This window comes from Bradyrhizobium viridifuturi (assembly GCF_001238275.1).
Lineage (GTDB): Bacteria > Pseudomonadota > Alphaproteobacteria > Rhizobiales > Xanthobacteraceae > Bradyrhizobium > Bradyrhizobium viridifuturi.
In genome coordinates this window covers 44750-71000 of sequence record NZ_LGTB01000013.1, presented here as the reverse complement: position 1 = coordinate 71000, position 26251 = coordinate 44750, and the positions used below count along the sequence as shown (strand labels likewise).

Here is a 26251-nt window from a genome sequence, read left to right as displayed (position 1 = left end):
CCTCATGGTGTTGTGTCGTTTTTCTTGGTTAGTAGCGCAGCGGCCAGTGCACCCAGGCCCGCTTGATGTCGTGCCAGGCGCCGACCAGCCCGCGAGGCTGGAAGCGCAGGAACAGGATGATGACGAGACCGTAGAGCATGCTCTTCAGCTCCTGCGCGCCGGTCGTGAAGGTCGCGTCCATCTGCGCGCTGAACAGGCTGAAGACGAGCCGTGTCGCCTCCGGCAGCAGCACGATCAGGATGGTGCCGAGCACCGCGCCGAGCGCCGAGCCCAGCCCGCCGACGATCAGGATCGCCAGCGCCTCGATCGAGAGCAGGAACGGAAAGCCCTCGACACTGACGAACGACAGATAGATGCCGTAGAGCGCGCCGGCGATACCGGTGATGAAGGCCGAGGTGACGAAGGCGAACAGCTTGTAGGCGTGCAGATTGATACCCATGACGCGGGCGGCGGTGTCGTTGTCCCTGATCGCGACGAAGGCGCGGCCGACCCGGCTGCGGCGGATGTTGAGGGTGGCGAGAAGCGTCAGCGCCGCGATCGCAAGACAGAGATAGGTAAAGGCGGCATCGCCGTCGAAACTGATGCCGAAGATCTCGGGCCGCTGCACCTGGATGCCGCGGGCGCCGTTGGTGAGCCAGCGCATCTCCAGGATCACCGTATTGATGATGAAGGAGAAGGCGAGTGTGGTGATGGCGAGATAGAGCCCCTTCAGCCGCAGCGACGGCGCACCGACGATCAGGCTCGCCAGCGCCGGCACCACGCCGGCGCCGAGGAAGCCGACCAGCGGCGGCATCTGATATTTCGACACCAGCACCGCATAGGCATAGGCGCCGGTGACGAGAAAGCCGACATGGCCGAGCGAGATCAAGCCGGTGTAGCCGGTCAGGATGTTGAGCCCGAGCGCGCCGGTCACCGTGATCAGGATGATCATCAGGAACGACAGCGCGTAGGAGTTCAGCAGATAGGGCGCGGCGATCAGTCCCAACAGCAGCACCGCCGACCATAGCCAGACCGGCGGGGAATCGATCAGTGCAACCAGCTCGCCGTAGCTCTGCTTGTAATCGCCGGTCCGCATCACACCCTCTCGATATCGCGTTCGCCGAAGATGCCGAACGGGCGGACCATCAGCACCACGATGATCATGGCAAAGCCCGCGACCTCCTTCATCCCTGAGCCGAGATAGCCGCCGGCCAGATTTTCCGTGATGCCGATCAGCAGGCCGCCGAGGCCGGACCCCAGCACGGCATCGAGACCTCCCAGGATCGTGGCCGGAAACGCCTTCAGCCCGAGCTGGAACATGGCCGGCGACAGATCGTAGGACAGTGCGAAGAACACGCCGCCGATGCCGGCGATCAGGGAGGACGCGGCCCAGGCCAGCGCATGGACCTTCGTCGCGCTGATGCCCATCAGGAGCGCGGTGCGGTCGTCGGCCGCGACCGCGCGCATCGCGACACCGACCTTGCTGTAGCGGAAGAACGCCCAGATCGCCGCGAGCAGCAGAAGCAGCGTCGCGATCACGGCAAGCTGGCCGGTGCGCACGCCGATGCCGCCGAGATGTACGACGCTGCGGCCCATGCCGATATCGAGACCGTGCGGGTAGGCGTCCCAGATGAAGTTGATCGCCGAGCGCAGGATCACTGCGAGCCCGATCGTCACCATCACGGTCGCGAACACCGGCTCGCCCAGCATCGGCCGCATCACCAGCCGCTCGATGACGAGGCCGAGCACGACCGCCGCCAGGATGGCGCCGATTGCGACGACGAACACATTGCCGCTCACCGTGGTCGAGATCGTCCAGGCGATATAGGCAGTGATCATGGTCATCTCGCCCTGCGCGAAATTGACCAGCCCGGTCGATTTGTAGATCACCGCAAATCCCATCGCGATCAGGCCGTAGATCGCGCCGATCGCGAGCCCCGAGATCAGCAGCTGGATCAGATACTGCATTCAGCCCTCCGCCTGGTAGATGATGGCGAGCTCGCGCGCGAACTTCTTCTCGATCATGGCGCGGCGCACTTTCTGCGTCGCGGTCAGCTCGCCGTCGTCATGGTCGAGCTCCTTCTCCAGGATGGCGAAGCGCCTGATGTTCTCGACCCGGGCGAACCGCTTGTTGGTCTCGCCCACGATGCGCTCGACCAGCTCGTGCACGTCAGGCAGCTGCGACAGCGATTTGTAGTTGGTGTAGGCCAGCGCGCGGTCGCGTGCCCAGCGGCCGACATTGTCGTAATCGACCTGGATGATGGCGCCGAGGTACTTCCGGGCCTCGCCGACCACGATCGCTTCCTTGATGAACTCGGAATCCTTCAGCGCGTTCTCGATCTCCGATGGCGCGATGTTCTTGCCGCCCGCGGTGATGATGATCGCCTTCTTGCGGTCGACCACGGCGATTTCGCCGTTATCAAGGATGTCGATGATGTCGCCGGTGCGCAGCCAGCCGCCTTGTTCCAGCGATGCCGTCGAGGCCTTCTCGTCGAGGAAGTAACCCTTGAAGACGCCGGGGTTGCGCAGCAGGATCTCGCCGTCGCTGTCGAGTTTCCATTCGGTCTGCGGCAGCGGGATGCCGCAGCCACCGATCCGATGATGGCTCTCGGTCTGGATGAAGGCAACGCCGCCGCTCTCGGTGAGGCCATAGCCTTGCGACACCGGGCGACCGACGATGTCGAAGAAGCGCAGCGTCTCCGGCGAGATCGAAGCGCCGGCGCACAGCCGGTGCCGGCTGTAGGCGAAACCGAGATGGCGCTGCAGATTGCGGAACATCAGCAGGTAGAGCAGGCCGAATGCGGCGCGATCGAGCAGGTTGGCCTTGCCGGCCTGCCGTCGGTCGGACAGCCTGCGGCCCCAGGCGAGGCAGGCTCTTGTAAAGCCTTGCCGCAGCCTGCCGCTCTCGCCGAGCCGGAACAGAAAGCCCTGCTGCAGCTTCTCGTAGATGCGAGGCACGCCGACGAAGAAGGTCGGCGCGATCTCGCGAATGTTGACCGCGACCGTGTCGATCGATTCGGCAAAGGACACGGTGCCGCCGAGCACCAGATGCGTCACCGTGCCGTAGCAGCGCTCGGCGACGTGGCACAGCGGCAGATAGCTCACGGCCTCGAACGGCTTGTCGGCGATCCCGACGGTCTTGGCATAGGCATAGGCGGCGTAGACGAGGTTGCGATGGGTCAGCATCGCGCCCTTGGGCGGACCCGTCGTGCCCGAGGTGTAGACGAGAATGCAGACATCGTCGGGCGCGCCCTGGCCGATCAGGCGGTCGAGCGTGGCATCGGCGTCCGGGTTCTGCTGCGCATGGGCGTTACCGCGCTCGCATAGGGCTTCGAACGACATCAGCTCCGACTGGCGGTAGTGCCGCAGCCCCTTCATGTCGATGCAGACGATGGCCTCGAGATCCGGCAGGCCGCCATTGTTGGCCATTGCGTCGAGCACCTTGTCGGTCTGCTCCTGGTCGCCGGTGACGACGATGCGGGCACCGGAATGCTTGACGATATACTGCAGCTCGACCCAGGGATTGGTCGGATAGATGCCGACCGCGACCGCGCCGATCATCTGGGCGCCGAGATCGGCATAGAACCATTCCGGCGTGTTCTCGCCGGCGATGGCGATGCGATCGCCCGGCTTGATGCCGAGCGACAGCAGGCCCAACGCGACCGCACGTGCGGTCTCGTAATAGTGCCGCCAAGAATACGGGTTCCAGATGCCGTAGTCTTTCTCGCGCAGCGCTAACGCCTCGCCATGCAGGGCGGCGCGCTGTCGCAGCAATTGCGGGATGGTGATGGCGGTTTCCTCGAGCGCTGTCTGGAACGCATCGATACTTGCCAGCGGCGCGCTGCGCTCCGCGCTGGCCTGCAACGGCGGATGGGCTGTGCGGAAGCTATCCAGCGTCGACATCACGCGCCCACCTTCATCGCCCCGGCGCGCTGGCCGCCGAGATAGGCCTCCGCGACCGCGGGATCGCGCCTGATCTCGTCGGGTGTGCCCTCGGCGATCTTGCGGCCGAAATTCAGCACATGGATGCGGTCGGAGATGTCCATCACGATGCGCATCTCGTGCTCGATCATCACGACGGTGATGCCGAGTTCGTCACGGATATCGAGCACGAAGCGCGCGATGTCCTCGGTCTCCTCCTGGTTCATGCCGGAGACCATCTCGTCGAGCAGCAGCAGTTTCGGCTCGCAGGCGAGCCCCCGGGCGAGTTCGACGCGTTTCTGCTGGCCGTAGGACAGGGTGCCGACCACGGCATCCCTGATGTGCTCGATCTCGAGGAACTCGATGATGTGCTCGACGCGCTGCCGGGCCGCGATCTCTTCCTTGCGGGTGCGGCCGAAGAACACCACGGCATCGAGCACGGTCGAGCGCAGGTGGGTGTGGCGGCCGGTCAGGATGTTCTCGACCACGGTGCCGTGCTTGAACAGTGCGAGATTCTGGAAGGTCCGACCGATGCCGACTGCTGCGAACTTCCACGGTGAAATGGTCGCAAGGTCGATGCCGTCGAAGCTGATGCGGCCGCCGCTCGGCCGCAGCACGCCCGAGATCATGTTGAATAGTGTGGTCTTGCCGGCGCCGTTCGGCCCGATCACGCTGCAGATCTCGCCAGAGTTCACCTGCAGGCTGACATCGGCGACCGCGTGCAGGCCGCCGAAGCGCTTCGACAGGTTCTCGATCGCGAGCAACGCGGTCACGACAGCCACCGCTTGCGCCGCTTGTAATGCTTGACGTCGCGCAGGCTCTTGCGGCCGGACGAGGAGACGCCGAGATAGAATTCCTGGACGTCCTCGTTGGCGGTGAGCTTTTTGGCTGTGCCGTCGAGCACGACGCGGCCGGTCTCCAGGATGTAGCCGTAGTCGGCGATATCGAGCGCGCGCTGCGCGTTCTGCTCGACCAGCAGCACGGTCATCTTCAGTTCGTCGCGCAGGCGGACGATCACCTCGTAGATGCGATCAATGATCAGCGGCGCGAGGCCGAGCGACGGCTCGTCGAGCGCCAGCAGCACCGGATCGGTCATCAGCGCGCGGCCGATGGCGAGCATCTGCTGCTCGCCGCCGGACATGTAGCCGGCGATCTGGTCGCGCCTCTCATATAGGCGTGGAAACAGCGTGAACACCTTGTCACGGCGCTCGCGCGCCTCGGCGCCGGTGCTGGTGTAGCCGCCCATTTGCAAATTCTCGTCGATGGTCAGCGCCGCGAACACGCGGCGTCCCTCCGGCACCTGCACGATGCCGCGGCGGACCAGCTCGTCCGGCGCGAGGCGATGCACCTCTTCGTTGCGGAAGCGGATGCTGCCGTTCTCGATCACGCCTTCCTCGGTGTAGAGGATGCCGGACATCGCCTTCAGCAACGTCGACTTGCCGGCGCCGTTGGAACCGAGCAAGGCGACGATGTTGCCTTCAGGCACGGCGATCGAGACATCGCGGATCGCCTCGATCGCGTTGTCGTAGACGATCCGGTTGTTGCGGAATTCGAGCAGAGTATCCGGCGCCGGCGTCGCCTGTGGCGCTGCCTGCGGCGTCGGATGCGGGACAGTCGTCGGCATCGCGCTCAGACCCGGCCGGCCGAACGACGCGGGCGTGCGGCGAGGATCGCGTCGGTGACGATCTTGGCGGTCTCGGCGCAGGCCTGGGTGCCGCCATTGCCATACTGCTTCACCGCGTCGCCGACGCACCACAGGCCCTCGATGCCGGTTTCGCGCGGCAGATCGTAACCGGCGCAGCTACGTTGCGCCGGCCAGTCGTCCCGCATCACCCGGATCGACAGGATTTTTGCCTGGTCGAAATTGGCGAACTGCTCGCGCAGGTCTTCCAGCGCGAGCGCGACCTCGGCATCGCCATCGAAATCGCCGAGCGCGGGTACCGGCACGGCATAGGCGACGTAGAGATGCCAGCCAGGCGGCGCCAGCTCCGGACAGGTCGCGGACAGATTGGCCATGTTGCAGAGCCGGCGCGTCTTGCCGAAGGTGACGATGCCGGGATGGTTGATCAGCGGCTCGCGGCTGGCGACGTTGATGACGATATTGGCGGCCGGGCGCAGATCGTTCTTCACCTTGGCGATATAATCGGGCGGGAACGCATCGCTGCCCGCGAGCGCGACAGTGGCTTTCGGGCCGGCATTGCTGATGACGAGGTCGGTGTCGATCCGCACCTTCTCGCCGTTGCGCAGCACGGTGACGCCTTCGACCTTGCCGTTCGAGGTATGGATCGTCGTCGCCGGCGTGCCGAGCCAGATATCGCCATTGCGCCTGATCGCGCTGCCGAGGCTGTTCCAGACACCGATCGTGCCTTGCGGGCAGAAGCCGAATTTCTTGAAGGCGCCCTTGCTGGTGAAATAGGTGAGGAAGGCGCGGGCCGGCAGCTCGGCGGCGTTGCAGGCGAAGATCGCTGCGCAGAGATTGCGGAACAGCGCGTGCACCGTGGCGTTGCTGGTGTAGCCTTTCAGCCAGTCCTCGGTCGATTGCCGTCCGTCGGGCAGATTGCCGGAGCGGGCATCGGCGAACTTCTCCAGGATGCGCGAGGCCTGCTTGGTGAGTTGCCCCAGCAGCAGCGACCAGCCGCCGCGGCCGACATCAATCACCTTGCCGTCGATGAAGAACGAGCTCGCAGGCTCCGGCGCGCGGATATCGAGCGGCGCGCCGACGGTGTGGAAGGTCTCCTCGAACACCCCGCCCAACTCGATCGCGATCGCGCCGATATTGACCTTGAAGCCGTCGATCTCCTCGGTCGAGGCGCGGCCGCCGAGCCGGTCCTTGTCGTCGACGACGAGCGTATGCAGCCCGCCATGGGCGAGACGCGCCGCGGCGCACAGCCCGCCGGCGCCGGCTCCGATCACGACAGCATCGATCCTCTGAGCATCCACGCGCAGCCTCCCTCCGTGCCGCCGGGTTGGTTCCGGCGTGCGCAATCCGCTTGCTTGATGACGAGCAGCCTAATATAATCCGACCGGTCGTTCAAATTATTTTTTGACGCAGGTCAATGATCCCGCCGCGCCAGATAGATGAGTTGTGGTGGATGGTGCCCGCAAAGGGGAGGAGCGCGCGGCGGCAATAGTATAGAGAGACGGAAGCCGCCCGATTCCGGCGGCGTCAGCGGTGGACGAGAGAGACTGTAATGGCGCGGACGCGCTCAGAGAATTACGACGAGATCCAGCAGGGCATTCTCACCACCGCCTGCGGCCTGTTCGCGCGGCAGGGCTATATGCGTGCCTCGATCGCCGACCTTGCTGACGCCTGCAAGCTGTCGCGCGGCGCGCTGTATCACTATTTCGACTCCAAGGAAGCGATCCTGTTTGCGATCCTCGATGCGCATATCCGCGAGATGATCGCCGACGTCGAGGCCGCGATGGCCGGCAAAACGACGACGCTGGAGCAGTTCCGCGCCGCGATTCAGGCCATCGTCGCGCTCAATGCGCGCTCGAGCGACGAGCAGCGCGTGATTCTCAACGACCTCTCGTTCCTCGGTGAGACCGAGCAGGACACGATCAAGGCGCTGGAGCGCCAGCTCGTCGACACGGTCTCCGATCTCCTGGTCAAGCTCGACAAGGAGGGCAAGATCGTCAAGCGGACCAAGAAGATCTACAGCATGATGCTGTTCGGCATCCTGAACTTCAGCCACACCTGGTACGACCCCAAAGGTGGGATCGACCCCAGCGAGTTCGCCGACATGGTGGTGGACCTGTTCCTGTACGGTTTCACCATGCCGGTGCCGGCGAAGGATGCCGCGCGGCCGCTGCGCCAGCGCGCGTAGGGCCATCGCGGCGAAGCGTCACTTCTGCAGGATGTGCACGTAACAGACCGCGCCCACGCCAACCATATGCGCCAGCCCGGTTCGCGCGCCGCCATGCTGGCGCGGGCCCGCTTCACCGCGCAGCTGCATGACGATCTCGCCGATCTGGCCGATGCCGGTCGGCCCGATCGGATGCCCCATCGCGATCAGGCCGCCGGAAGGGTTGATCGCGCATTGCCCGCCGATATCGAGCGCGCCCTCCTTGAGCATGCGAACGCCGTGCCCTTCGGGACAGAGGCCGATGCTCTCGATGTAGTGCAGTTCCTCCACCGTGAAGGCGTCGTGCAGCTCGATGATGTCGAGATCCCCAGGCGTCAGCTTGGCCTGCGCCAAGGCGAGGTCTGCGGTCTCCTTGGTGAGCGCCGCGTCGAAGCCGGCGCCGGGCGGATAGACCCGCTCGCTGCGGCCGACGGACGCCGTGGTGCGAATAGCGCGGCCGGCGTCGATGCCCAGCCTGCGAATGCCGTCCTCGGATGCGACGATCACGGCCGCAGCGCCTTCGCCGATCGGCGTGCATTGCAGTGCCGTCAGCGATCCCGACACCCGCTTGCCGCCGAGCACCTCGTCGAGCGTGCGCTCCTGCTGCCGCTGCGCATTGGGATTCTTCGCCCCGTTGCGATGGTTCTTCACCGCGACCTGTGCGATGTCCTCAGTCGATGCGTTGTGCCGGACCGCGTATTCATTGGTCAACAGCGCAAAATGCGTGAAGGGAACGATCGCGTCTTCGGCAAGGTTTCCGATGCCGGTGTCCGAGCGCCGCACCGGATTGCGCTTGTCGACGCCGACCGCCAGCGCGACGTCGGAGATGCCGCTTGCGACCTCGATGCAGGCGTGGCGGAACGCGGTCGATCCGGAGGCCGAAGCGTTCTCGACATGCATCAATGGCGCACCGGTCGCGCCGAGATGGCGCAGCATCGGCCGCCCCGACGCCATGCCGAGCAGCGCGGTCGCGACATAGCTCGATTCCACCGTGGGCCATTCGATCCGCGCATCTGCAAGCGCTGAGCGGATCGCGGTGAGGCCGAGCTCCACATATGGTGTCTCGCTCGGGTTCTGATAGCGATGCCAGCCGATGCCGACGACGTAGACCGGCCGCAGTTCGTTGAGTGATCGTGCCATGGCGAACCTCCGGATCGATCAGGATGCGATGCTGAAACGAAGATCGAGCACGGTCTCGCCGCTCTCGCTCTGCGTCGTCGGAACGAGTCTGCCCGTTACGCGCTGTCCCGGCGTAACCGGTGGGCTGTCGTCGGCCAGCAGGGTGCGGATGACGGGGCCGTCATCGAGCGCGACCTTGACGATGGTGAAGGGGGCCAGGCGGTTCTTGTCGGCGTGCAGATGAACGCTCGCTTCCGCAAGCAGCGTGCCCTCGGCCGACAATTCGTAGGGCGTCAGCGCATCGCCGTAGCTGCCGCAGCGCTCGCAGCCATAGGTCTGCATCGGGAAGAAGACGTAGCCGCAGCGGCATCGGCCGCCCTTAAGGCGAACAGTCGTGCCATCCCGATTGCTCGATCCTTCGGAATACAGGCTTGGTTTCAATAGCTTGTTCGGTTGCATGCGTTTCCTCCAAAGAAACTTGTTGACTGACCAACAAACATTATTCTAGCTTGAATGCAAGCAAGAAGTCGCCGCACGGCAAAGGGAGCGAAGCTGAATGGCACGAGCAGTTCGACGCGCGCAGGAATCGCGAGACGAGGCGCCCGTGTCTCGGCGGACGCAGGTCGAGCGACGCGACGAAGCGGAGCGGCGGATCCTTGAAGCCGCCGCGCTGATCGTCGCTGAGAACGGACTCGAGGCGATCACGCTGGCGGAGGCAGGTGCGCGCGCCGGCTACAGCCGCGGATTGCCGTCGCACTATTTCAAGACCAAAGCGGACCTGCTGTCGGCGCTCGGCGCGTACATCATCGATTCATTCATCAACGACCGCCGCGCCGCTTCGCCAGAGCTGACCGGATATGACGGCCTGATCGCGTCGTTCAAATACTACTTCGTGATGCCGGCCCGAACGCCTGTCATGGCGCGCGCGTTTCACGCCGTGCTGGCCGGCGCGCTCACCGTACCGCCGATCACCGCCACCGTCGCCAAGCTCAATCGCGAAACGCGGGGCGAGATCGCCGCGGGTCTCAGGGCAGGGATCGCCGCGGGCCGGTTGCGCCCCGACATCGATCTGGAAACCGAGAGCGCGTTGATCCTCGCCGGTCTGCGCGGATCAGTCGCGCAGTGGCTGGTCGATCCGCAGGGCGTCGATCTTGAGGCCATCAGCGCCTGCTTCATTGCCACGGTCGAGGGAAGGCTGGCGAAATGAGCATTCTGCCGAACAGCGTCGAGTATTGGGCCGCCAACCGTCCCGATGATGTCGCCTTCATCGAGGGCGATCGCCAGCTGACCTGGTCGCAGCTCAACGACGCCGCGAACCGCGTTGCCCATGGCCTCGCGGCCCGGGGCGTCGTCGCCGGCGACATCGTGGTGCTGCGGACCCAGATCCGGATCGAGTGGCCTGTTCTGAGCGAGGCGATCGGCAAGCTGCGCTGCTCGCTGCTCGGCCTGAACTGGCGGCTGACGCCGTCGGAGACGCAGTATGTGCTGTCCAACAGCGGCGCCCAGGTCGTCGTCTGCGACGATGAGGATCCTTCGGCGTTGAAGCCGCATTCGAAGGTTTGCCGATCAAGCTCGCGGTCTCGATCGGTGCCGCGTCGCCCGGGTTCGTCGCATTCTCCGATCTTCTCGACGCCTCCGCAGAGCCGGCGCTGCATTCAACCGGACGGCCGCCGCTGATCCTCTACACCTCGGGCACCACCGGCCTGCCCAAGGGCGTGGTCTCGGTGTTGCAGCCGGGCGTGCAGATGGATGCGCGCACCAGCGAATATCTCTCTGACGTTGCATCGACCCGGCGCGGCCAGCCCGGCGGCGTGTCGCTGCTGACGCTGCCGCTGCATCACGGCGCTGGCCCGTCCCAAGTCTGGGGCGCGATCCAGCTCGGCAATCCGACTGTCATGATGCGCCGTTTCGATCCCGAGGCCGCGCTTCGCCTGATCGCGCAGCATCGCGTCACCAACTGGACCGGCGTCCCCACCATGTACAAGCGCCTCGCGGCGCTGCCGAAGGACGTGCTCGATACCTACGACGTGTCGTCGATCCGTGCGCTGTCGGTCGGCGCGGCCCCGGTGCCCTATGAGCTCAAGCGCTGGATCATCCGCACCTTCGGCGGCGGCGTCCTCGGCGAAGGCTACGGCGCCACCGAGGTCGGCATGATCAGCTTCCTGCCGCCGGAGATGCAGGAGCGCAAGCCCGGCTCGAGCGGTCGGCCGCACAAGCATGTCGACATCTCGATTCGCGATGCCGACGGGCGCGAGCTGCCGAGCAACCAGTCTGGCGAGATCTGGATCAGGACGCCGGTGACGATCCGCTCCTATCTGAACGGCAAGCCGCTTGGACCTGATACGCGGGACGACGCCGGATATTTCCGGGTCGGCGACGTCGGGATGCTCGACCACGACGGCTATCTGTTCATCACCGATCGCGCCAAGGACATGATCATTGCCGGCGGCGTCAACATCTACCCGGCCGAAATCGAGGCGGCGATCCTCAGGCATCCCGACGTCCAGGACGTCGCTGTCATCGGCATCCCCGACGACGAGTTCGGCGAGCAGGTCAAGGCATTCTGCGAGCTGAAGCCGGGCCACGAAACCGACGAGGCCGCGATCCTAGCATTCTGCCGTGACCACCTTGCTTCGTACAAGCGGCCCAGGACGCTGTCGATCGTCGACGAACTGCCACGCAACACCATGGGCAAGCTGCTCAAGCGCGAATTGCGCGAGCCCTACTGGAAGGGACGGGAGAGAAACGTATGAGTGACATCCTTGATTTGAACGGCAAGGTGACGCTGATCACCGGCGCCGGCCAGGGCGTCGGGCGCCAGATCGCGCTGCATTTCGCCGCGCACAACGCGGCGGGCATTGTCGTCAACGATTACTTCCTTGAACGCGCCGAGCAGGTCGCGCGCGAAATCAACGCCACCGGCGGCAAGGCGATCGCGGCGCAGGCCGACGTCACCGATCTCGCCTCGGTGAAGGCGATGATCGGAAAGGCCGAGCAGGCCTTCGGCACGATCGACGTGCTCGTCAACAATGCCGGCAACGCCGGTGCGACGCCCGATCCCGATGCGCGCAAGCCGTTCTGGGAGACCGGCCCGGAGGTCTGGAACAGCTTCATCGGCGTCAATCTCTACGGGGTCATCAACTGCGCCTCGGCCTGCATTCCGCAGATGATCGCGCGCAAGGGCGGCCGCATCGTCACGATCATTTCGGATGCCGGCCGCGCCGGCGAAGCGGGCCTCGAAGTCTATTCAGGTGCGAAGGCGGGCGCCGCGGGCTTCACGCGCGCAGTCGCGCGATCGCTCGGCCGCCACAACATCACGGCGAATTGCGTGGCGATTGCCGCGACCCTGACGCCGGCGATCGAGGCGCGGCTGAAGGCCAATCCCGAGATGCAGAAGAAGATGATGGAGAAGTACGTCATCCGCCGCCCGGGCCTGCCGTCCGACGTCGCCAACATGGTGCTGTTTCTCGCCTCCGATGCGAGCGCATGGATCACCGGCCAGACCTATCCGGTCAATGGCGGCTTTACCTTCGCATTGTGAGGCGCATCGATGAGCACCGAGAACGAACAGGTCGTTCTGACCGAGCGGCGCGGCCACATCCTCGTCGTCACCCTGAACCGTCCCGAGGCGCGCAACGCCTGCAACGCGGCGCTCGCGCGCGGCATCTCCGATGCGATGGACTTGCTTGACGCGGAGGACGCGCTGTTCGCGGGCGTCATCACCGGTGCGGGCGGCAACTTCTCGGCCGGTGCCGACCTCAAGGCGGTGGCGCGCGGCGAGCGGGGTGTCACCGAACGCGGTGGCTTCGGATTGTTTCGCCGGCCGCCGCGCAAGCCGCTGATCGCGGCAGTCGAGGGCTATGCGGTCGGCGGCGGGCTCGAGCTTTGCCTGTCCTGCGATCTCATCGTCGCCGCGCGCGACGCCAAGATGGGACTGCCGGAGGTCAGGCATAACGTCGTTGCGATCGGTGGCGGCCTGTTCCGGCTGCCGAAGCGGATTCCCTATCATATCGCGATGGAGCTGGCGCTGACCGGGCAGTTCAAGGGCGCGGAGTATTTCGAGCGCCTGGGCCTCGTGAACCGGCTCGTCGAACCCGGACACGCGCTCGAGGCGGCGATCGCCTTCGGCAACGAGATCCTGGTCAATGGCCCGACCGCGCTCGCTGCGTCGAAGGAGATCATCTTCCAGGCCGCGAACTGGACCGATGAGGCGGGATGGACCGCGCAGGGCCCGATCGCGGAACGCGCCTTGAACTCCGAGGACCGCGTCGAAGGGTTGAAGGCGTTCGCCGAGAAGCGAAAGCCGGTGTGGAAGGGGCGCTGATCATGCAGGCCTCTGCCCGCCGGAGCGCGCTTCCGGCCGCGATCGTGCAGCGGCTTCGCCTGCCGCTGATCGCAGCGCCGATGCTGCGTGTATCCGGTGTCGATCTCGTGACCGCGGTCTGCCGCACCGGCGCGATCGGCGCATTTCCGACCGCGAACGCCGGCTCGGTCGAGGAGCTCGATGCCTGGCTCACCCAGATCGAGCACAATGTCGCGGAGCGCGGCCGCCCGGCCGCACCGCATTGTCCGAACCTCATCATCCGTCAGCCGCGCTTCAAGGATGATCTCGCCTGCCTCGTCAGGCATAAGGTCGAGATGGTCATCACCAGCGTCGGCTCGCCGGCCGCGGCGGTGCAGCCGCTGCACGATGTCGGCTGCCTCGTGTTCGCTGACATCGCCTCGCTGCGGCATGCCGAGAAGGCGATCGAGGCGGGCGCGATGGCCTGATCCTGCTGACCGCGGGGGCCGGCGGGCAGACCGGCTGGGCCAATCCGTTCGCCTTCGTGCGCGCGGTGCGCGCCATGTTCGACGGTCCGGTCGTGCTCGCGGGCGGCGTGACCGACGGCACCGCGCTCGCCGCGGCGCAGCTGCTCGGTTGCGATCTCGCTTATATGGGAACGCGTTTCATCGCGGCCCGCGAGAGCATGGCGAGCGATGCCTATCGGAGAATGCTGGTCGACAGCACGCTCGACGATATCATGTTGACCAAGGCCTTCACCGGGCTCGACGCCAGCATGCTGCGGCCATCGATCGTCGCCGCAGGCCTCGATCCCGCAAATCTAGACGAGTCCGTGTCGGAGGCGCGGGCGCGCGAAAAGTTCGGCGGCAAGAGCGATGCCGGAGGACCACGGCGCTGGATCGAAGTCTGGAGCGCCGGGCATTCAGTCTCCGGCGTCCATGCGGTGACGGCGGCGGCCGACATCGTCGACGAGATCGCCGCGCAATATCAATTGGCATTCGAAGGAGGCGCCGCCTAAGGCGCCCAATCCAACGGAGGAAACCCATGATGACGGTCAGCCGTAGAACGCTGCTCGGGACGATGGCGGCCGGTCTCGCGGCGTCGATTGGCGGCAAGGCGTCTGCCGGTGCCTCATACGATCCCGGCGCCAGCGACCAGGAAATCCGCATCGGGCAGTTCGGACCACTCAGCGGCCCGGTGTCGTCGTTCGGCGTGCTCGCCAACGCGATGGATGCCTATTTCCGCATGCTGAACGACGCCGGCGGCATCAACGGCCGCAAGATCAAGTTCATCAACTATGACGACGCCTACAGCCCGCCGAAATCGGTCGAGGCGGCGCGGCGTCTGGTCGAAGGCGACGAGGTGCTGTTCATCGCCGGCGCGATGGGAACGCCGGGCAACATCGCCGTGCAGAAATATCTGAACGCGCGAAAGGTCCCGCAGCTGTTCCTGGCGGCAGCCGCCAGCAAGCTGTCGGATCCGGCGACCAATCCGTGGACCATGGTCGGCGGATCGACCTACGAGATCGAAGGAGGCGTCGTCGGCCGCTACATCGCCCACTCAACGCCCAATGCGAAGATCGGCGTGCTGTATCAGAACGACGATGCCGGCAAGGCGACGCTGTCGGGCCTGAAGGCGGGATTGGGCGCTAAGACCGCGCAGATCGTCTCCGAGCTGAACTATTCGGTCGGCGATCCCACCGTCGATTCCCAGATCGTCCAGATGAAACTATCCGGCGCCGACGTGGTGTTCCTCATCACCATCCCGAAGATGGCGAGCCAGGCGCTGCGCAAGATGGCCGCGCTCGAGTGGCGGCCGCAGGTGTTCCTCGGCGCCGGCAATGCCTCGGTGCGCGCGACGCTGAAGCCGGCGGGGTTCGAGACCGCGCAGGGCATCCTCGCCTTTGCGACCCGGATGGACCCCGGCAATCCGCTCTGGGCCGATACGCCGGACATGAAGCAGTATATGGCGTTCCTCGACCGTTACGTCCCGAATGCCGATCGCGCCGACGATCTCTATGCGATCGGCTACACCGCGGCGGCAACCGCCGCCCACGTCGTCAGCCAATGCGGCGACCAGCTGACCCGCGCCAACATCCTGCACCAGGCGACCAACCTGAAGAACTTCGCCGCGCCGCTGCTGATTCCCGGCATCACCCTCAACACCACGCCGAGCGACTATGTGCCGGTCAAGCAGTTTCAGCTGATGCGGTTCAAGGGCGAGGCCTATGAGAAGGTCGGCGAGCTGCTCACTGCAGCCTGACTGATCACATCGCCTGCACATCCTTGTGATGGATGGGACGGACGCCGCGCGTAACACGCGCGCGGCGCGCTGCGTAGTCATGTCACGAACGCCGCAACGGCGGCCGATAGCGGCATCGCAGCAAGGGAAGAAACATCCGCATGAATCTGTCGTTCAACATCGCCGAACAGGGCGAGGGCTCGTTTCGTCCCCTCGCGATCCTGCGCTGGGTCATGGTGGTGATCTTCGTGTCGTTCGGGATGCAGAAATTCACGTTGCAATCGGCGCAAGGCATCGCGCAGTTCATCAGCAACAGCCCGTTCGTCTCGTGGCTGTCGGTGTTCGGTCTCCGCGGCGAGGCCTATGTGCTTGGCGTCACCGAGTTCGGCATCGCGGTGCTGCTGGCCGCCGGCGCTTTCAGCCCGCTCCTGTCGGCGATCGGCGCGCTGATGGGCGTGATCACCTTTGCCGTGACCTGGTCGTTCTTCTTCACGACACCAGGGGTGGTGAAATGGAGCCTGTCGACCGACCCGATGGCCTGGAACCTGGCCGGCGAGTTCCTGTTCAAGGACATCGTGCTGCTGTGCGTCTGCCTCGTGCTGTTGCTGGCGTCGTTGCCGCGGTCGATCGTCCGGTCGCGAACCGGGTAGTTGTCGCCTTGGTTAACGATCGCTGAATCAATGGTATCTCGCGGCGACCAAAACGTGTCCGCGTTGAAGCGTTCGGCCGAAACGCCGCTCCCGTTGCTCGAATCCGAGGGAGCGCTGCAACCGTCGATTGACATATTGTTGCTATGAGAAATCTCCCGAAATTGGGGGGATAAACGTGACTGCCCTTGAACTGTCGACGGCAAGCTCGGTCTCATCAGCTGTGCGCCATCGGATCCTGCCGATCCTGTTCTTCTTCTCCGGAATTCCCGCGCTCGTTTACCAGCTCACCTGGCAGCGAAGCCTGTTCCGCATCTTCGGGGTCAATACGGAATCCGTCACTATCGTCGTGACCGCGTTCATGCTGGGCCTCGGGCTCGGCAGCCTTGCCGGCGGATGGAGCACGCGGCGGCGCGCCGTGCAGCCCTTGCTGCTGCTCGGTATCATTGAATTGCTCACCGCGGCGTTCGGCGTCGTGTCGCTTGCGATCTTCGAATGGATCGGCGACCTTGCGCTCGACTGGTCGTTGCCGGCCATCGGCGCCATAAATTTGTTGCTGGTGCTGATCCCGACGCTTCTGATGGGCGCGACGCTGCCGATCCTGGTCTCGCACCTCGTGAGAACGTCGGGGCAGACGGCCCATTCGGTCGGCCTTCTCTATTATGTCAACACGTTGGGGGCCTCGGCGGCCTGCCTGCTTTGTGCGATCGTGATCTTCCCTCATCTCGGGATGCACGCGGCGGTGTACATCGCGGCGGGGATCAATGTCGCGGTCGCTGCCGGTGCGTTCATCGCCCATTATCGCCGCAAGGAGTCGAACGACGCGAGCATCGTTGCGCAGCGCCCGCGAACGGCGCCGCCGATCCTTTCAATGCCGTTCGTGATGCTGCTTGCCGCCGTCGGCGGTTTCGTCTCGCTGTCCTTCGAGATCTTTCTGTTTCGGACCGTGTCGTTTGCCTCCGGGTCGAGCTCGATGGCGTTCGCCTTCGTGCTCTGCGGCTTCTTGGCCGGCGTTGCCGGCGGTGCGTACAACACGGCGCAAGTCTGCGCGCGGCTTTCGCCTGCGGATGCGATGGGGGAGGCCGCCAGGGGCTTGATCTTGGCCAACGCTGCGGGCGCTGCCTTTCTGCCGCTGGCGAACCAGTCCGCGGGAATGGGAATCGGATTCATCCTGATCGTGCTCGCGGGGATCTACCTGATCGCGCGGCAATGGGGCGCACTGCTGCCGTTCCTCTCGCATTTCGGCATCGCGGCGGACGATCGCGCCGGCATGCAGACCGCGCTGCTCTACAGCGCGAACATCGCCGGATGCGCCACCGGCGCCGTCGTCACCGGCTTCGTCCTGACGAATTACCTCGGTCTGCAGCAGATCAGCATGTTGCTGCTCGGGATTGGCACCCTGTGCTCGCTGCTCCTGATCTACAAGTCCCCCAGCGTGGCGGGCGCGCGGGCCAGGGCGGCGGCAACCGCAGTTGCCGTTCTATGCGCCGGAACGCTCATTGCGCCGCCGCTGTCGCGACACCTGTTCGAAAACCTCCAGACCCATACGACTTCCGGTCAGGCCTTCGCCCGGGTGGTCGAGAACCGGAGCGGCGTGATTACCGTCGACGCCGACGGCGTCGTCTACGGCAACGGCATGTATGACGGACGCTTCAACACCAGCCTGAAATCCGATCGTAACGGTGTCATCCGCGCTTATGCGCTCAGCCTGTTTCACCCGGCGCCGCGCGACGTGCTGATGATCGGGCTTGCATCCGGGTCGTGGGCACAGGTCATCGCGAACAATCCGGCGGTCGAATCGCTCACCATCGTCGAGATCAATCCGGGCTACACCGAATTGATCGCAGAGCGGCCCGAGGTGCAATCGCTGTTGCATCATCCCAAAGTCACTATCATCGCGGATGACGGACGCCGCTGGTCGCGTCGCCACCCGGGACGGCAGTTCGATGCGGTCATCTCCAATACCACCTGGAATTTCCGCGCCAATGCCACGAATCTGCTCTCGGTCGAGTTTCTCGAACTGGTCAGCGGCCATCTCAAACCCGGCGGCATCGTGTTCTACAACACGACGTCGTCGCGACGGATGCAGAAGACGGCATGCACCGTGTTTGCCCATGGAGCGCGGTTCACCAACCACATGGTGGCGTCGAATGCTCCGCTTGACTGGAACTATGCACGCTGGCGGGCGGTCCTGGAGGCCTACACGATCGACGGAAAGCGCCAGTTCAATCCGGCCGACAAGACCGACCGTGATTTCCTCGACGAGCTGATGAACGAGTTCCGCATCGACGGCGAGATGATCGAGCAGTGTCCGACCCTGCTGTCGCGGACAACCGATCAGGTTCTCGTTACCGACGACAACATGGGAACGGAGTGGCGCTACTATCTCGGTCTGGACTAGCAGCGGCATCCAGGGACGCGCGCTCGCGCAGGTGGCATCGAGAACCTGGAACTCGGAACCTGGAACCGGACAATTCGTCGCAGGCAACCGTGTCTTGTCAATCGAATCCCATCGGCTTATGCAACCGTTGATTGACGAATTGTTGCTACTAGGAAACGGTCCCCAGTTGGGAGCGGAATGTGATGAAGTCAGACATATCGGCGGCCGGCCCGGCAGACGCCGGTATCGCCTTTCCGTCCAAGCACATTCCCTGCATTTTTAAAGATCCCGCTTTTTTTAGTTCCATTGCAGTTCCCGCACCGTGGCTGGAGTGGGAGGGCGGTCGCGATCGCGGTTTCCGGCAGTGACCGCCGGAACAGCGATCGGGCCGCCCCTTCCCAGCCTGGACAGGTAACGGTGAAATGCGCGCAATCGTGAACGCGGACGACTAGGTTCCGTCGCTTAAGATCGCGATGTCGCCATCTCGCGGTGGCTGAACAGATCAGCCTGCCGTCGCAACATCGTTCCGATTTCGCCCTTGATGAAACAGTGGCTCCCCGTCCGGATCGCGGCCATCGTGCTTGCCGTCGCAGCAAATGCACTTCCAGGCGCGCGCGCGGATTCCGACATGGATGCGCAGATCAGGGACATCGTCGAGGCGGAGCTCGCGCCGACCGCAACCGCAGCAGATCCGGGCGGCCTCGCCGCCGCGGTCTATGCCGGCGGCCGGGTCACCTTGTTCAACTACGGTTTCGCCGACGCCGCGGCGAAGCGCCCGATCACCTCGGACACGCTGTTCAACCTCGCCTCGTTGCGCAAGCTGTTCGAGGCGGCGCTGGTGGCGCTCGGCACCGAGCGCGGTGAATTGCGGCTCGACGATCCCGTCGGCAAGGTTCTGCCCGAGTTGCACGGCGACTATATCAGCCACGTCACCGTCGGCGAGCTCGTCAACCATACATCCGGGCTGCTGCTGCCGACCGATCATCCGCCCTGGCCGAACGAGACCTTCAGCCGCGATCAGTTCATCGCGATGCTCAATGCGTGGACGCCGCCGGCAGACGTGCAGCCGGGCAGGCAACGCATCTACAGCCATGCCGGCTATGTCTTGCTGCAGCTGGTGCTGGAACGGCGCTATCGCATGCCGATCGCGACCTTGATCGAGAGCCGCATCCTCAAGCCGCTGGGCATGACGTCGACGTTCATTCCGGATCGCGGCGAGGACAATCGCGCGGCGATGCTGCCGGAGATCATGCAACGCATGGTCCAGGGTTACTCCCATCAGGCATCCCGATCGGTCCGCCTGGCAATCAGCAGAGCTATTACGATTTTCCGGGCACCGGCCAGATGTTCTCGTCGGCGCGCGATCTCGGCATCCTGCTGCGTGCCTGTCTCGACGGCGGGGTGATCGATCCGCAATTGCGCGCGGCATTGCAGATGACCATGCGCGAGAGCTTTCGCGTCGACGCGAAGTTCGGGCAGGGGATGGCATGGGAGCATGTGCGGCTCGACGGCGTCACCGTCATCGACAAGCCCGGCGGCCTCAACAATGCCTCGGCCTATATCGGCCTGGTGCCTGCGCGCAGGTTCGGCATCGTGTTACTCGCCAATCGCGGTGACTATCCGCACGAGATCGCGCGCTACAGGATTCTGCCGGCACTCGCGCGGCTCTGATCAAACCGACATACCCTAGCGATGCTGCGTGCCAATCCGATGACGCGGCCCGGCAGGGGATGCATGCAAAAATCGCGATGGCGCGGAACCATGATCGGCTGTATAAGCCGGTAGCTTCTTCTCCATGTTGAAGAGGCTGATATGACCGATTTGCAAAATCCTGACTTACATACTTGGCTTTCGCAGCAGCCGCACGGCTTGCGGACCTTCAGGACCTTCCAGCAAAAACTCGAGACCTTGAGCAAGGACGACCCCGAGCAACGCGGCGTTTGCCGGCTGCTCAGCGGTCTCGTCGGCAATTACGTCGAAACCTTTGACGAGGAGCCGCTGCCCGTTGCGGTCGCCGACCGCGCCTATGGCCGGCTGCTCGATCTCGTCGCGAGCCTTGATCTCAAGGGCAATCCCGATCGACGCCTCGCCGATATCAACCGCATCGCGTCCTGCGATCTGTTGAACTGAGCAGGCTTTACCTGCTCACCTTGTGAGCATGATCTCCGCGCAAACGCTTTGTCGCGAGGGAAAACCGCTTCGCACTTTTCCGGATCATGCTCTGGCGGCGAGCTCGCGATAGAGCGCAGCGTAGCGGCCGGCGCGATTGTGCCAGGAGACGTCGGTGGCCATGCCGGCGAGCTGCAGCCGGCGCCAGGTCACCTTGTCGTTGAACAGCAAGTTCGCTGTGCGCAAGCCATGGGCGAGCGCCTCCGCGGTGACGGGCGCGAACTTGATGCCGGTTGCGGCACTGCCGGTGACCGCGGCTTCGTCGAAGCCGAGTACGGTGTCGGCAAGGCCACCGACATTGGCGACAACAGGGACCGCGCCGTAACGCAGCGCGCAGAGCTGGGTGAGGCCGCATGGCTCGAACCGCGACGGCACCGCGAGCGCATCGGAGCCGGCCTGGATCAGGTGCGCCAGCGCCTCGTCGTAGCCGATCACGACTGCGATCCGTCCGGGATTGTCGCGCGCCAGCGCGGCGTAGCGATCCTGCAGATCGTGATCGCCACTGCCGAGCAGCGCAAGCTGGATGCCTTCGCCAAGCAAGGTCGGAATGCTCTCGAGCAGCAGGTCGAGGCCCTTCTGCCATGACAGCCGGCTGATGACGCCGAGCAGCATCGCGTCCGATGCGGGATCGAGCCCGAAGCGCCGCTGCAACGCCGCTTTGTTGGCGGCGCGCGCCGCGATCTGCTCGGCGCTGAAGCGCGCGGCGATCGCGGGATCTGTGGCGGGATTCCACACCTCGATGTCGATGCCGTTGAGGATGCCGCTCAGCACGTCGGCGCGTTCGCGCAGCAGGCCGCCGAGCCCCATGCCGCCTTCGTCGCTCTGGATCTCCTGCGCATAGGTCGGCGACACCGTGGTGATACGGTCGGCGAATTGCAAGCCGGCCTTGAGCAAGCTGATGGTGCCGTAATATTCGACGCCGTTAAGCGAGTAGGCCTCGCCGGGCAGACCGAAGGTCGCGAGCATGTCCGGCGAGAACTGGCCCTGATAGGCGAGGTTGTGCACGGTCATCACCGTGCCCGGCCGCGGCTGCCCGCCATAGTGCAGGTAGGCCGGCGCGAGGCCAGCCTGCCAGTCATGCGCATGCACGACGTCGGGGACGAAGGAGGCGATTGCACCGCGGCCAATTTCGGCCGCCATCCGTGACAGCGCCGCAAAGCGGATGCCGTTGTCGGGCCAGTCGCGTCCCTCGGGGCCCACATAGGGATTGCCGGGCCGCGTATAGAGATGCGGCGCGTCGAGCGCATAGAGATCGAGGCCGTCATGGGTGCCGCCGAGCACGCGGACCGGCCCGCCATAGAACTCGCCCCAGTGCAGCAGCGTTTCCGCCGAGGCCAGCGCGTTGAGCACGGCAGGATATCCGGGTACCAGCGTCCGCGTCGTGACGCCGTGCTGTTGCAGCGCGGCCGGCAGCGCGCCGACCACATCGGCGAGGCCGCCGGTCTTGACGATCGGGTAGACTTCCGAGGCGACCGCGAGGACGCGGATGGGCGTCATGTCCCGAGCCTGTCGATCATCGATTGCGTGATTAGCGTGATCCCGTTCTCGGTGGTACGGAAGCGCTTGCCGTCGAATTCGGGATCCTCGCCGACCACGAGCCCTTCCGGTATCCGCACGCCGCGATCGATCACCACGTTCCTGAGCCGTGCGCCGCGGCCGACATTGACATAGGGCATGATCACCGCGTTCTCGACATTGGCGTAGGAATTGACGTGTACGCCGGTGAACAGCAGCGACCGCCGCAGCGATGCACCCGAGATGATGCAGGCACCCGAGACCAGCGAGGTTACCGCCTGGCCGCGTCGTCCATCCTCGTCATGGACGAACTTCGCCGGCGGCGTGATCTCGGCATAGGTCCAGATCGGCCATGACCGATCGTAGAGGTCGAGCTCGGGCACCACGTCGGTCAGGTCGATGTTGGCGCCCCAATAGGCATCGACGGTGCCGGCATCGCGCCAGTAGGAACGGGGATCGTCGCCGGAGCGGACGCAGGAATCGTTGAATTGATGCGCCACTGCGCGGCCGTGCTTGACGATATAGGGGATGATGTCCTTGCCGAAATCGTGGGCCGAGTTCGAGTCGGCGGCATCGCGGCGCAATTCGTCGTACAGGAATTCCGAATTGAAGACATAGATGCCCATGCTGGCCAGCGACTTGTCGGGCTTGCCCGGCATCGGTGGCGGATCGGCGGGCTTCTCCAGGAAAGACTGGATCACGCCGTGCTCGTCGATATGCATGACACCGAAGCCGCTCGATTCCGCCCGCGGCATCTCGAGGCAGCCGACGGTAACGTCGGCGCCGCTTTCGACATGCTGCTTCAGCATGATCTCATAGTCCATCTTGTAGACGTGGTCGCCGGCGAGCACCAGGATGTACTTGGTGCCGTGAGCCTCGAGGATGTCGATGTTCTGGTAGACCGCATCCGCCGTGCCGACATACCACATCGTCTCAGACACGCGCTGGCTGGCTGGCAGGATGTCGAAACTCTCGTTTCGTTCCGGACGGAAGAAGTTCCAGCCGCCTTGCAGATGCCGGATCAGGCTGTGCGCCTTGTACTGGGTCGCCACCGCGATGCGGCGGATGCCGGAATTCACCGCATTGGAGAGCGCGAAATCGATGATGCGTGACTTGCCGCCGAAATACACCGCAGGCTTGGCGCGCTTGTCGGTGAGCTCCTGAAGTCTGCTGCCGCGTCCGCCGGCCAGCACGAAAGCGAGGGCGTGACGCGACAATGGTTCATTTCCGACTGATCTCATGGTCATCCTCCCAGAACTTCAGGCCGGCCCCGCTACCTTCTCTTGTCCGGAAGGCCTGATCGGGCGCCAACGGGGCCGATTGGAACGTAGCAAGCGCGTCCCGGTTGGGCAAAGCGGGATGGCGGGTTTTCGTTCCCGTACCCCTCTCTCGTGAAGATCGGGGTTGCGGGCTGGTTAAGCCTATTGACGTCGCGCGATTTCGGCCTAGAGCAGGCCTGCGCATTTTCCCGCCCAGGCCAGCCCCCTCATGACAGTTTCTTCCGTCACCCCCCAGGACGTCCGTGCAGCGCTTTTGCTGCGCCGGGAGATCGCGCTGCTCGACGTCAGACACGAGGCGGAATTCGCCACCGGGCATCCGCTGTTCGCCGCCAACATGGCGGCCGGGCGGATCGTGCTCGAAGCCGAGTTGCGCCTGCCGCGCAAGGACGCGCCGATCGTGCTCTATGACAATGGCGAGGGACTGGTCGCCGCCGTGGCCGACCAGTTGCGGGCGCTGGGTTATGACAACATCGCCTCGCTCGCCGGCGGCCTCGAGGCCTGGAAGGCAGCCGGCTACGAGGTCTTCGAGGACGTCAATTCCTACGCCAAGGCGTTCGGCGAGTTGGTCGAGGCGCGGCGCCATACGCCTTCGCTCAGCGCCGACGAAGTCGCCGCGCTGATCTTGGACAAGGCCAACATCGCGATCCTCGATGTCCGCCGCTTCGACGAGTATGCCACCATGAACATCCCGGGCTCGGTCAGCGTGCCCGGCGCCGAGCTGGTGCTGCGCGCCGGCGGCGCGGCGCCCGATCCCGGCACCACGATCATCGTCAACTGCGCGGGCCGGACCCGTTCGATCATCGGCACGCAGTCGCTGATCAATGCCGGGCTGCCGAACAAGGTGAGGGCGCTGCGCAACGGCACGATCGGCTGGACGCTGGCGAAACACGATCTTGAGCACGGAGCCGGCAAGCGCGGCGATGTCGGGCCGTTCGAAGGCGCCGCCGACAATGCGCGCGACGTCGCCTATCGGGCCGGCGTCCGTCACATCGGCGCGGCCGATCTCGCCGCACTGGAAGGCGACGCACGGCGTACGCTGTATCGCTTCGACGTGCGCGATGCCGAGGAATATACCGCCGGTCACCTCGCCGGCTTCCGGCGTTATGCCGGCGGCCAACTGGTGCAGGAGATCGACATGGCCGCGCCGGTGCGCGGCGCGCGTATCGTGCTGACCGACGACAGACGCATCCGCGCCGACATGACGGCGTCCTGGCTCGCGCAGATGGGCTGGGAGGTGTACGTGCTCGAAGGCGGCTATGATGGACCGCTGGAAGTCGGACCGCCGCGCGTCGTGCCGAGGCCCGACCCCGCGCACCGCTACCGGCGTCCCTATGAGGGCACCGATGTCGCGGAACGGGCGATGCAGGCCTATCTCGATTGGGAGTACGGCCTCGTCGACCAGCTTCGCCACGACGGCACGCACGGGTTTTACGTGATCTGAGCAACCGTGTGGCCCGGCTCATGCGCCGCGGCCTATCCCCGTCATTGCGAGCCAACGGGTCGCGCGAATGCGCGCCCGATGACAGGCTCCGTGAAGCAATCCATCGCTACCGCATATGCGGCGAGATGGGTTGCTTCGTCGCTATCGCTCCTCGCAATGACGAGGCTGGATGTATCCGGCTCCCTACTTCGGCAGCGCGACCGGCGTCAGCTTGAACGGGCCCGGATCCTTGCCTTTGTTATCGCCGATCACGTAGGACAGTTTGCCCTCGGCGACCCAGCCGACATCACCGACCTGGGTCACCGAGACCGGCTCGGCCAGACCATCCTTGATGGTGTCGATCGTGGCCTCGCTGCCCTTCACCGTGACCTTGTCGAGCTTGCCATTGCCCTCGATCAGCAGGAGACCGCTGCCATGGGCGCGCAGCGCGTCGGCGTGGTCGAGTGGCCGCGACGGCTTCAGCTCGGTCACGGCACCGGCCTTGCCGTCCTTCATCTCGATCTTGAACAGCTTGGCTGGAATGAAGGTCGTGACATAGAGATTGCCGTCGGCGCCGATCGCAATGCCGTCGAGCCCGACCCCGTCCTTGGCGGGCGCGAGCTGCGGATCGGTCGCGAAGGTCGAAAGCGCGGTGCCGCCGGGCTTCAGGCTGTAGACGAACGGCGCGAAGGAATCGCTGACATAAGCCGTGCCGTCGGCGCCGACCACGATGTCGTTGCAGAACGATTTCGGATCGCTCAGGGCGAAGCTGCCCTTCGGCGCGCCGCTCTTGAGGTCGAAGGTCTTCAGCCATGCGCCCTTGGTGTCGCTCGGCCCCGCGACGCCCATCGCGCTGATGTCGTTGGAGCAGACATACAGCGTGCCGCTCTTCTCGTCGGCGAGCACGCCCAGCGTCGAGCGGCTGTCGCCGGCGCCAGGCCTGACCAATTGCTCGGCCTTGCCGCCCGAGACCTTGGTCACCCCGCCATGATTGAAGCTGCCGACATAAAGCGTGCCGTCGGAGGTCGAGGTTACGCTCTCCGGAAAACTTTTGTCGGGAACGCCGACCGGAGCGGTTTCGGCGCGAGCCGCGCCGGCCATGCCGAGCGCAAGGATGACGGCCGCAGCGCTGTTGAGTGTTGCGCGGCGGATCTCCAGCGTTTCTCCCGTTGCGCGCGGACGTCCCGCGTCGCCATTGTTCTTTATCATGATCGCGTTTCCTCAATGGACCTGGTTGGACCAGGCAGGATTGTGAGGCGATCGTCTCCGGTCGATGGTTGTTGTGCGCAGGGTTCCCGACCGGATCGTCACCGCCTGCCTTGTCGTCTCGATATATACGATAGTATATAGCGAAAGGGAAGCTGAAGCGGGAAGCTGCGACGGCGGAAGGCGCGTCATGGAACGGGAATCGGTATCACACCACTGAGTGTCGCGTCGCTGCGCGCGACGCGAA

At 64.9% G+C, this 26251-nt stretch carries 25 protein-coding genes and 1 pseudogene; 15 read left to right on the top strand and 11 right to left on the bottom strand.

Going from position 1 to position 26251, the window contains the following annotated elements; translation table 11 throughout:
- Nucleotides 1–28 precede the first annotated feature (28 nt).
- Genes ALC15_RS13840 through ALC15_RS13815 form a run of 6 tightly spaced genes read right to left on the bottom strand, consistent with a single transcriptional unit; the run spans nt 29 to nt 6840 of the window.
- Nucleotides 29–1075, bottom strand: coding sequence for a branched-chain amino acid ABC transporter permease (locus ALC15_RS13840; protein ID WP_050627692.1), 1047 nt, complete (start codon nt 1073–1075; stop codon nt 29–31).
- Nucleotides 1075–1947 (bottom strand): branched-chain amino acid ABC transporter permease, encoded by an 873-nt coding sequence (locus ALC15_RS13835; RefSeq protein ID WP_050627691.1) that lies wholly within the window; start codon nt 1945–1947, stop codon nt 1075–1077. The genes ALC15_RS13840 and ALC15_RS13835 overlap by 1 nt, the downstream gene beginning before the upstream one ends.
- The gene (locus tag ALC15_RS13830; RefSeq protein WP_050627778.1) at nt 1948–3882 is read right to left on the bottom strand and encodes an AMP-dependent synthetase/ligase; all 1935 of its coding nucleotides are present in this window, start codon (nt 3880–3882) and stop codon (nt 1948–1950) included.
- Nucleotides 3882–4673: an ABC transporter ATP-binding protein gene (locus ALC15_RS13825; protein WP_050627777.1), complete on the bottom strand. Its 792-nt coding sequence runs from the start codon at nt 4671–4673 to the stop codon at nt 3882–3884. The genes ALC15_RS13830 and ALC15_RS13825 overlap by 1 nt, the downstream gene beginning before the upstream one ends.
- Complete coding sequence (locus ALC15_RS13820) at nt 4670–5524, bottom strand: ABC transporter ATP-binding protein (RefSeq protein ID WP_050627690.1); 855 nt, start codon at nt 5522–5524, stop codon at nt 4670–4672. The genes ALC15_RS13825 and ALC15_RS13820 overlap by 4 nt, the downstream gene beginning before the upstream one ends.
- Before the next feature lie 5 nt (nt 5525–5529).
- Entirely contained in the window at nt 5530–6840 is a 1311-nt protein-coding gene (locus ALC15_RS13815; RefSeq protein WP_244486063.1) for a phytoene desaturase family protein, read from the bottom strand.
- A gap of 251 nt (nt 6841–7091) precedes the next feature.
- Here ALC15_RS13815 and ALC15_RS13810 point away from each other — a divergent pair, with 251 nt between their 5' ends.
- Nucleotides 7092–7727, top strand: a complete 636-nt coding sequence (locus ALC15_RS13810) for a TetR/AcrR family transcriptional regulator (RefSeq protein ID WP_050627689.1) — start codon at nt 7092–7094, stop codon at nt 7725–7727.
- Between the two features lie 18 nt (nt 7728–7745).
- On the opposite strand, the gene ALC15_RS13805 is transcribed toward ALC15_RS13810, so the two are convergent.
- Together ALC15_RS13805 and ALC15_RS13800 are read right to left on the bottom strand one after the other, a co-directional pair.
- A complete protein-coding gene (locus ALC15_RS13805; RefSeq protein WP_050627688.1) occupies nt 7746–8885 on the bottom strand; it encodes a thiolase family protein in 1140 nt (379 codons plus the stop codon).
- Between the two features lie 18 nt (nt 8886–8903).
- The gene (locus tag ALC15_RS13800; RefSeq protein ID WP_128089513.1) at nt 8904–9323 is read right to left on the bottom strand and encodes a Zn-ribbon domain-containing OB-fold protein; all 420 of its coding nucleotides are present in this window, start codon (nt 9321–9323) and stop codon (nt 8904–8906) included.
- 145 nt (nt 9324–9468) lie between these two features.
- Between ALC15_RS13800 and ALC15_RS13795 the strand changes: the two genes are divergently transcribed.
- From ALC15_RS13795 to ALC15_RS13750, 13 genes and pseudogenes are all read left to right on the top strand, one after another.
- Nucleotides 9469–10071, top strand: a complete 603-nt coding sequence (locus ALC15_RS13795) for a TetR/AcrR family transcriptional regulator (RefSeq protein WP_050627686.1) — start codon at nt 9469–9471, stop codon at nt 10069–10071.
- Nucleotides 10068–10541 (top strand): AMP-binding protein, encoded by a 474-nt coding sequence (locus tag ALC15_RS47190; RefSeq protein WP_200914672.1) that lies wholly within the window; start codon nt 10068–10070, stop codon nt 10539–10541. Before ALC15_RS13795 ends, ALC15_RS47190 begins: the two co-directional genes overlap by 4 nt.
- Nucleotides 10424–11617 (top strand): class I adenylate-forming enzyme family protein, encoded by a 1194-nt coding sequence (locus tag ALC15_RS47185; RefSeq protein ID WP_200914671.1) that lies wholly within the window; start codon nt 10424–10426, stop codon nt 11615–11617. Before ALC15_RS47190 ends, ALC15_RS47185 begins: the two co-directional genes overlap by 118 nt.
- Nucleotides 11614–12405: an SDR family NAD(P)-dependent oxidoreductase gene (locus ALC15_RS13785; RefSeq protein ID WP_050627685.1), complete on the top strand. Its 792-nt coding sequence runs from the start codon at nt 11614–11616 to the stop codon at nt 12403–12405. The genes ALC15_RS47185 and ALC15_RS13785 overlap by 4 nt, the downstream gene beginning before the upstream one ends.
- Before the next feature lie 9 nt (nt 12406–12414).
- Nucleotides 12415–13188, top strand: coding sequence for a crotonase/enoyl-CoA hydratase family protein (locus ALC15_RS13780; protein ID WP_050627684.1), 774 nt, complete (start codon nt 12415–12417; stop codon nt 13186–13188).
- 2 nt (nt 13189–13190) lie between these two features.
- Nucleotides 13191–14164, top strand: a pseudogene (locus tag ALC15_RS13775) (NAD(P)H-dependent flavin oxidoreductase).
- A 26-nt stretch (nt 14165–14190) separates the two neighbouring features.
- The gene (locus ALC15_RS13770; RefSeq protein WP_050627683.1) at nt 14191–15408 is read left to right on the top strand and encodes an ABC transporter substrate-binding protein; all 1218 of its coding nucleotides are present in this window, start codon (nt 14191–14193) and stop codon (nt 15406–15408) included.
- Between the two features lie 140 nt (nt 15409–15548).
- Nucleotides 15549–16037, top strand: coding sequence for a DUF417 family protein (locus ALC15_RS13765; RefSeq protein ID WP_050627682.1), 489 nt, complete (start codon nt 15549–15551; stop codon nt 16035–16037).
- A gap of 175 nt (nt 16038–16212) precedes the next feature.
- Entirely contained in the window at nt 16213–18435 is a 2223-nt protein-coding gene (locus tag ALC15_RS13760) for a fused MFS/spermidine synthase (RefSeq protein WP_200914670.1), read from the top strand.
- A 182-nt stretch (nt 18436–18617) separates the two neighbouring features.
- Entirely contained in the window at nt 18618–18782 is a 165-nt protein-coding gene (locus tag ALC15_RS44140) for a hypothetical protein (protein ID WP_157860907.1), read from the top strand.
- 173 nt (nt 18783–18955) lie between these two features.
- Entirely contained in the window at nt 18956–19819 is an 864-nt protein-coding gene (locus tag ALC15_RS13755; RefSeq protein WP_244486062.1) for a serine hydrolase, read from the top strand.
- Nucleotides 19705–20085, top strand: coding sequence for a serine hydrolase (locus ALC15_RS46155; protein ID WP_244486079.1), 381 nt, complete (start codon nt 19705–19707; stop codon nt 20083–20085). The genes ALC15_RS13755 and ALC15_RS46155 overlap by 115 nt, the downstream gene beginning before the upstream one ends.
- Before the next feature lie 141 nt (nt 20086–20226).
- Nucleotides 20227–20544: a hypothetical protein gene (locus tag ALC15_RS13750; RefSeq protein WP_050627681.1), complete on the top strand. Its 318-nt coding sequence runs from the start codon at nt 20227–20229 to the stop codon at nt 20542–20544.
- 84 nt (nt 20545–20628) lie between these two features.
- On the opposite strand, the gene glgA is transcribed toward ALC15_RS13750, so the two are convergent.
- Both glgA and glgC read right to left on the bottom strand, forming a co-directional pair.
- The gene (glgA, locus tag ALC15_RS13745; RefSeq protein WP_050627680.1) at nt 20629–22080 is read right to left on the bottom strand and encodes a glycogen synthase GlgA; all 1452 of its coding nucleotides are present in this window, start codon (nt 22078–22080) and stop codon (nt 20629–20631) included.
- Nucleotides 22077–23339, bottom strand: a complete 1263-nt coding sequence (gene glgC / locus ALC15_RS13740; protein ID WP_050627774.1) for a glucose-1-phosphate adenylyltransferase — start codon at nt 23337–23339, stop codon at nt 22077–22079. Before glgC ends, glgA begins: the two co-directional genes overlap by 4 nt.
- Before the next feature lie 247 nt (nt 23340–23586).
- Between glgC and ALC15_RS13735 the strand changes: the two genes are divergently transcribed.
- Complete coding sequence (locus tag ALC15_RS13735; protein WP_050627679.1) at nt 23587–24819, top strand: rhodanese-like domain-containing protein; 1233 nt, start codon at nt 23587–23589, stop codon at nt 24817–24819.
- Nucleotides 24820–25002: 183 nt separating this feature from the next.
- On the opposite strand, the gene ALC15_RS13730 is transcribed toward ALC15_RS13735, so the two are convergent.
- A complete protein-coding gene (locus ALC15_RS13730) occupies nt 25003–26007 on the bottom strand; it encodes an NHL repeat-containing protein (RefSeq protein ID WP_050627678.1) in 1005 nt (334 codons plus the stop codon).
- Nucleotides 26008–26251: the final 244 nt, after the last annotated feature.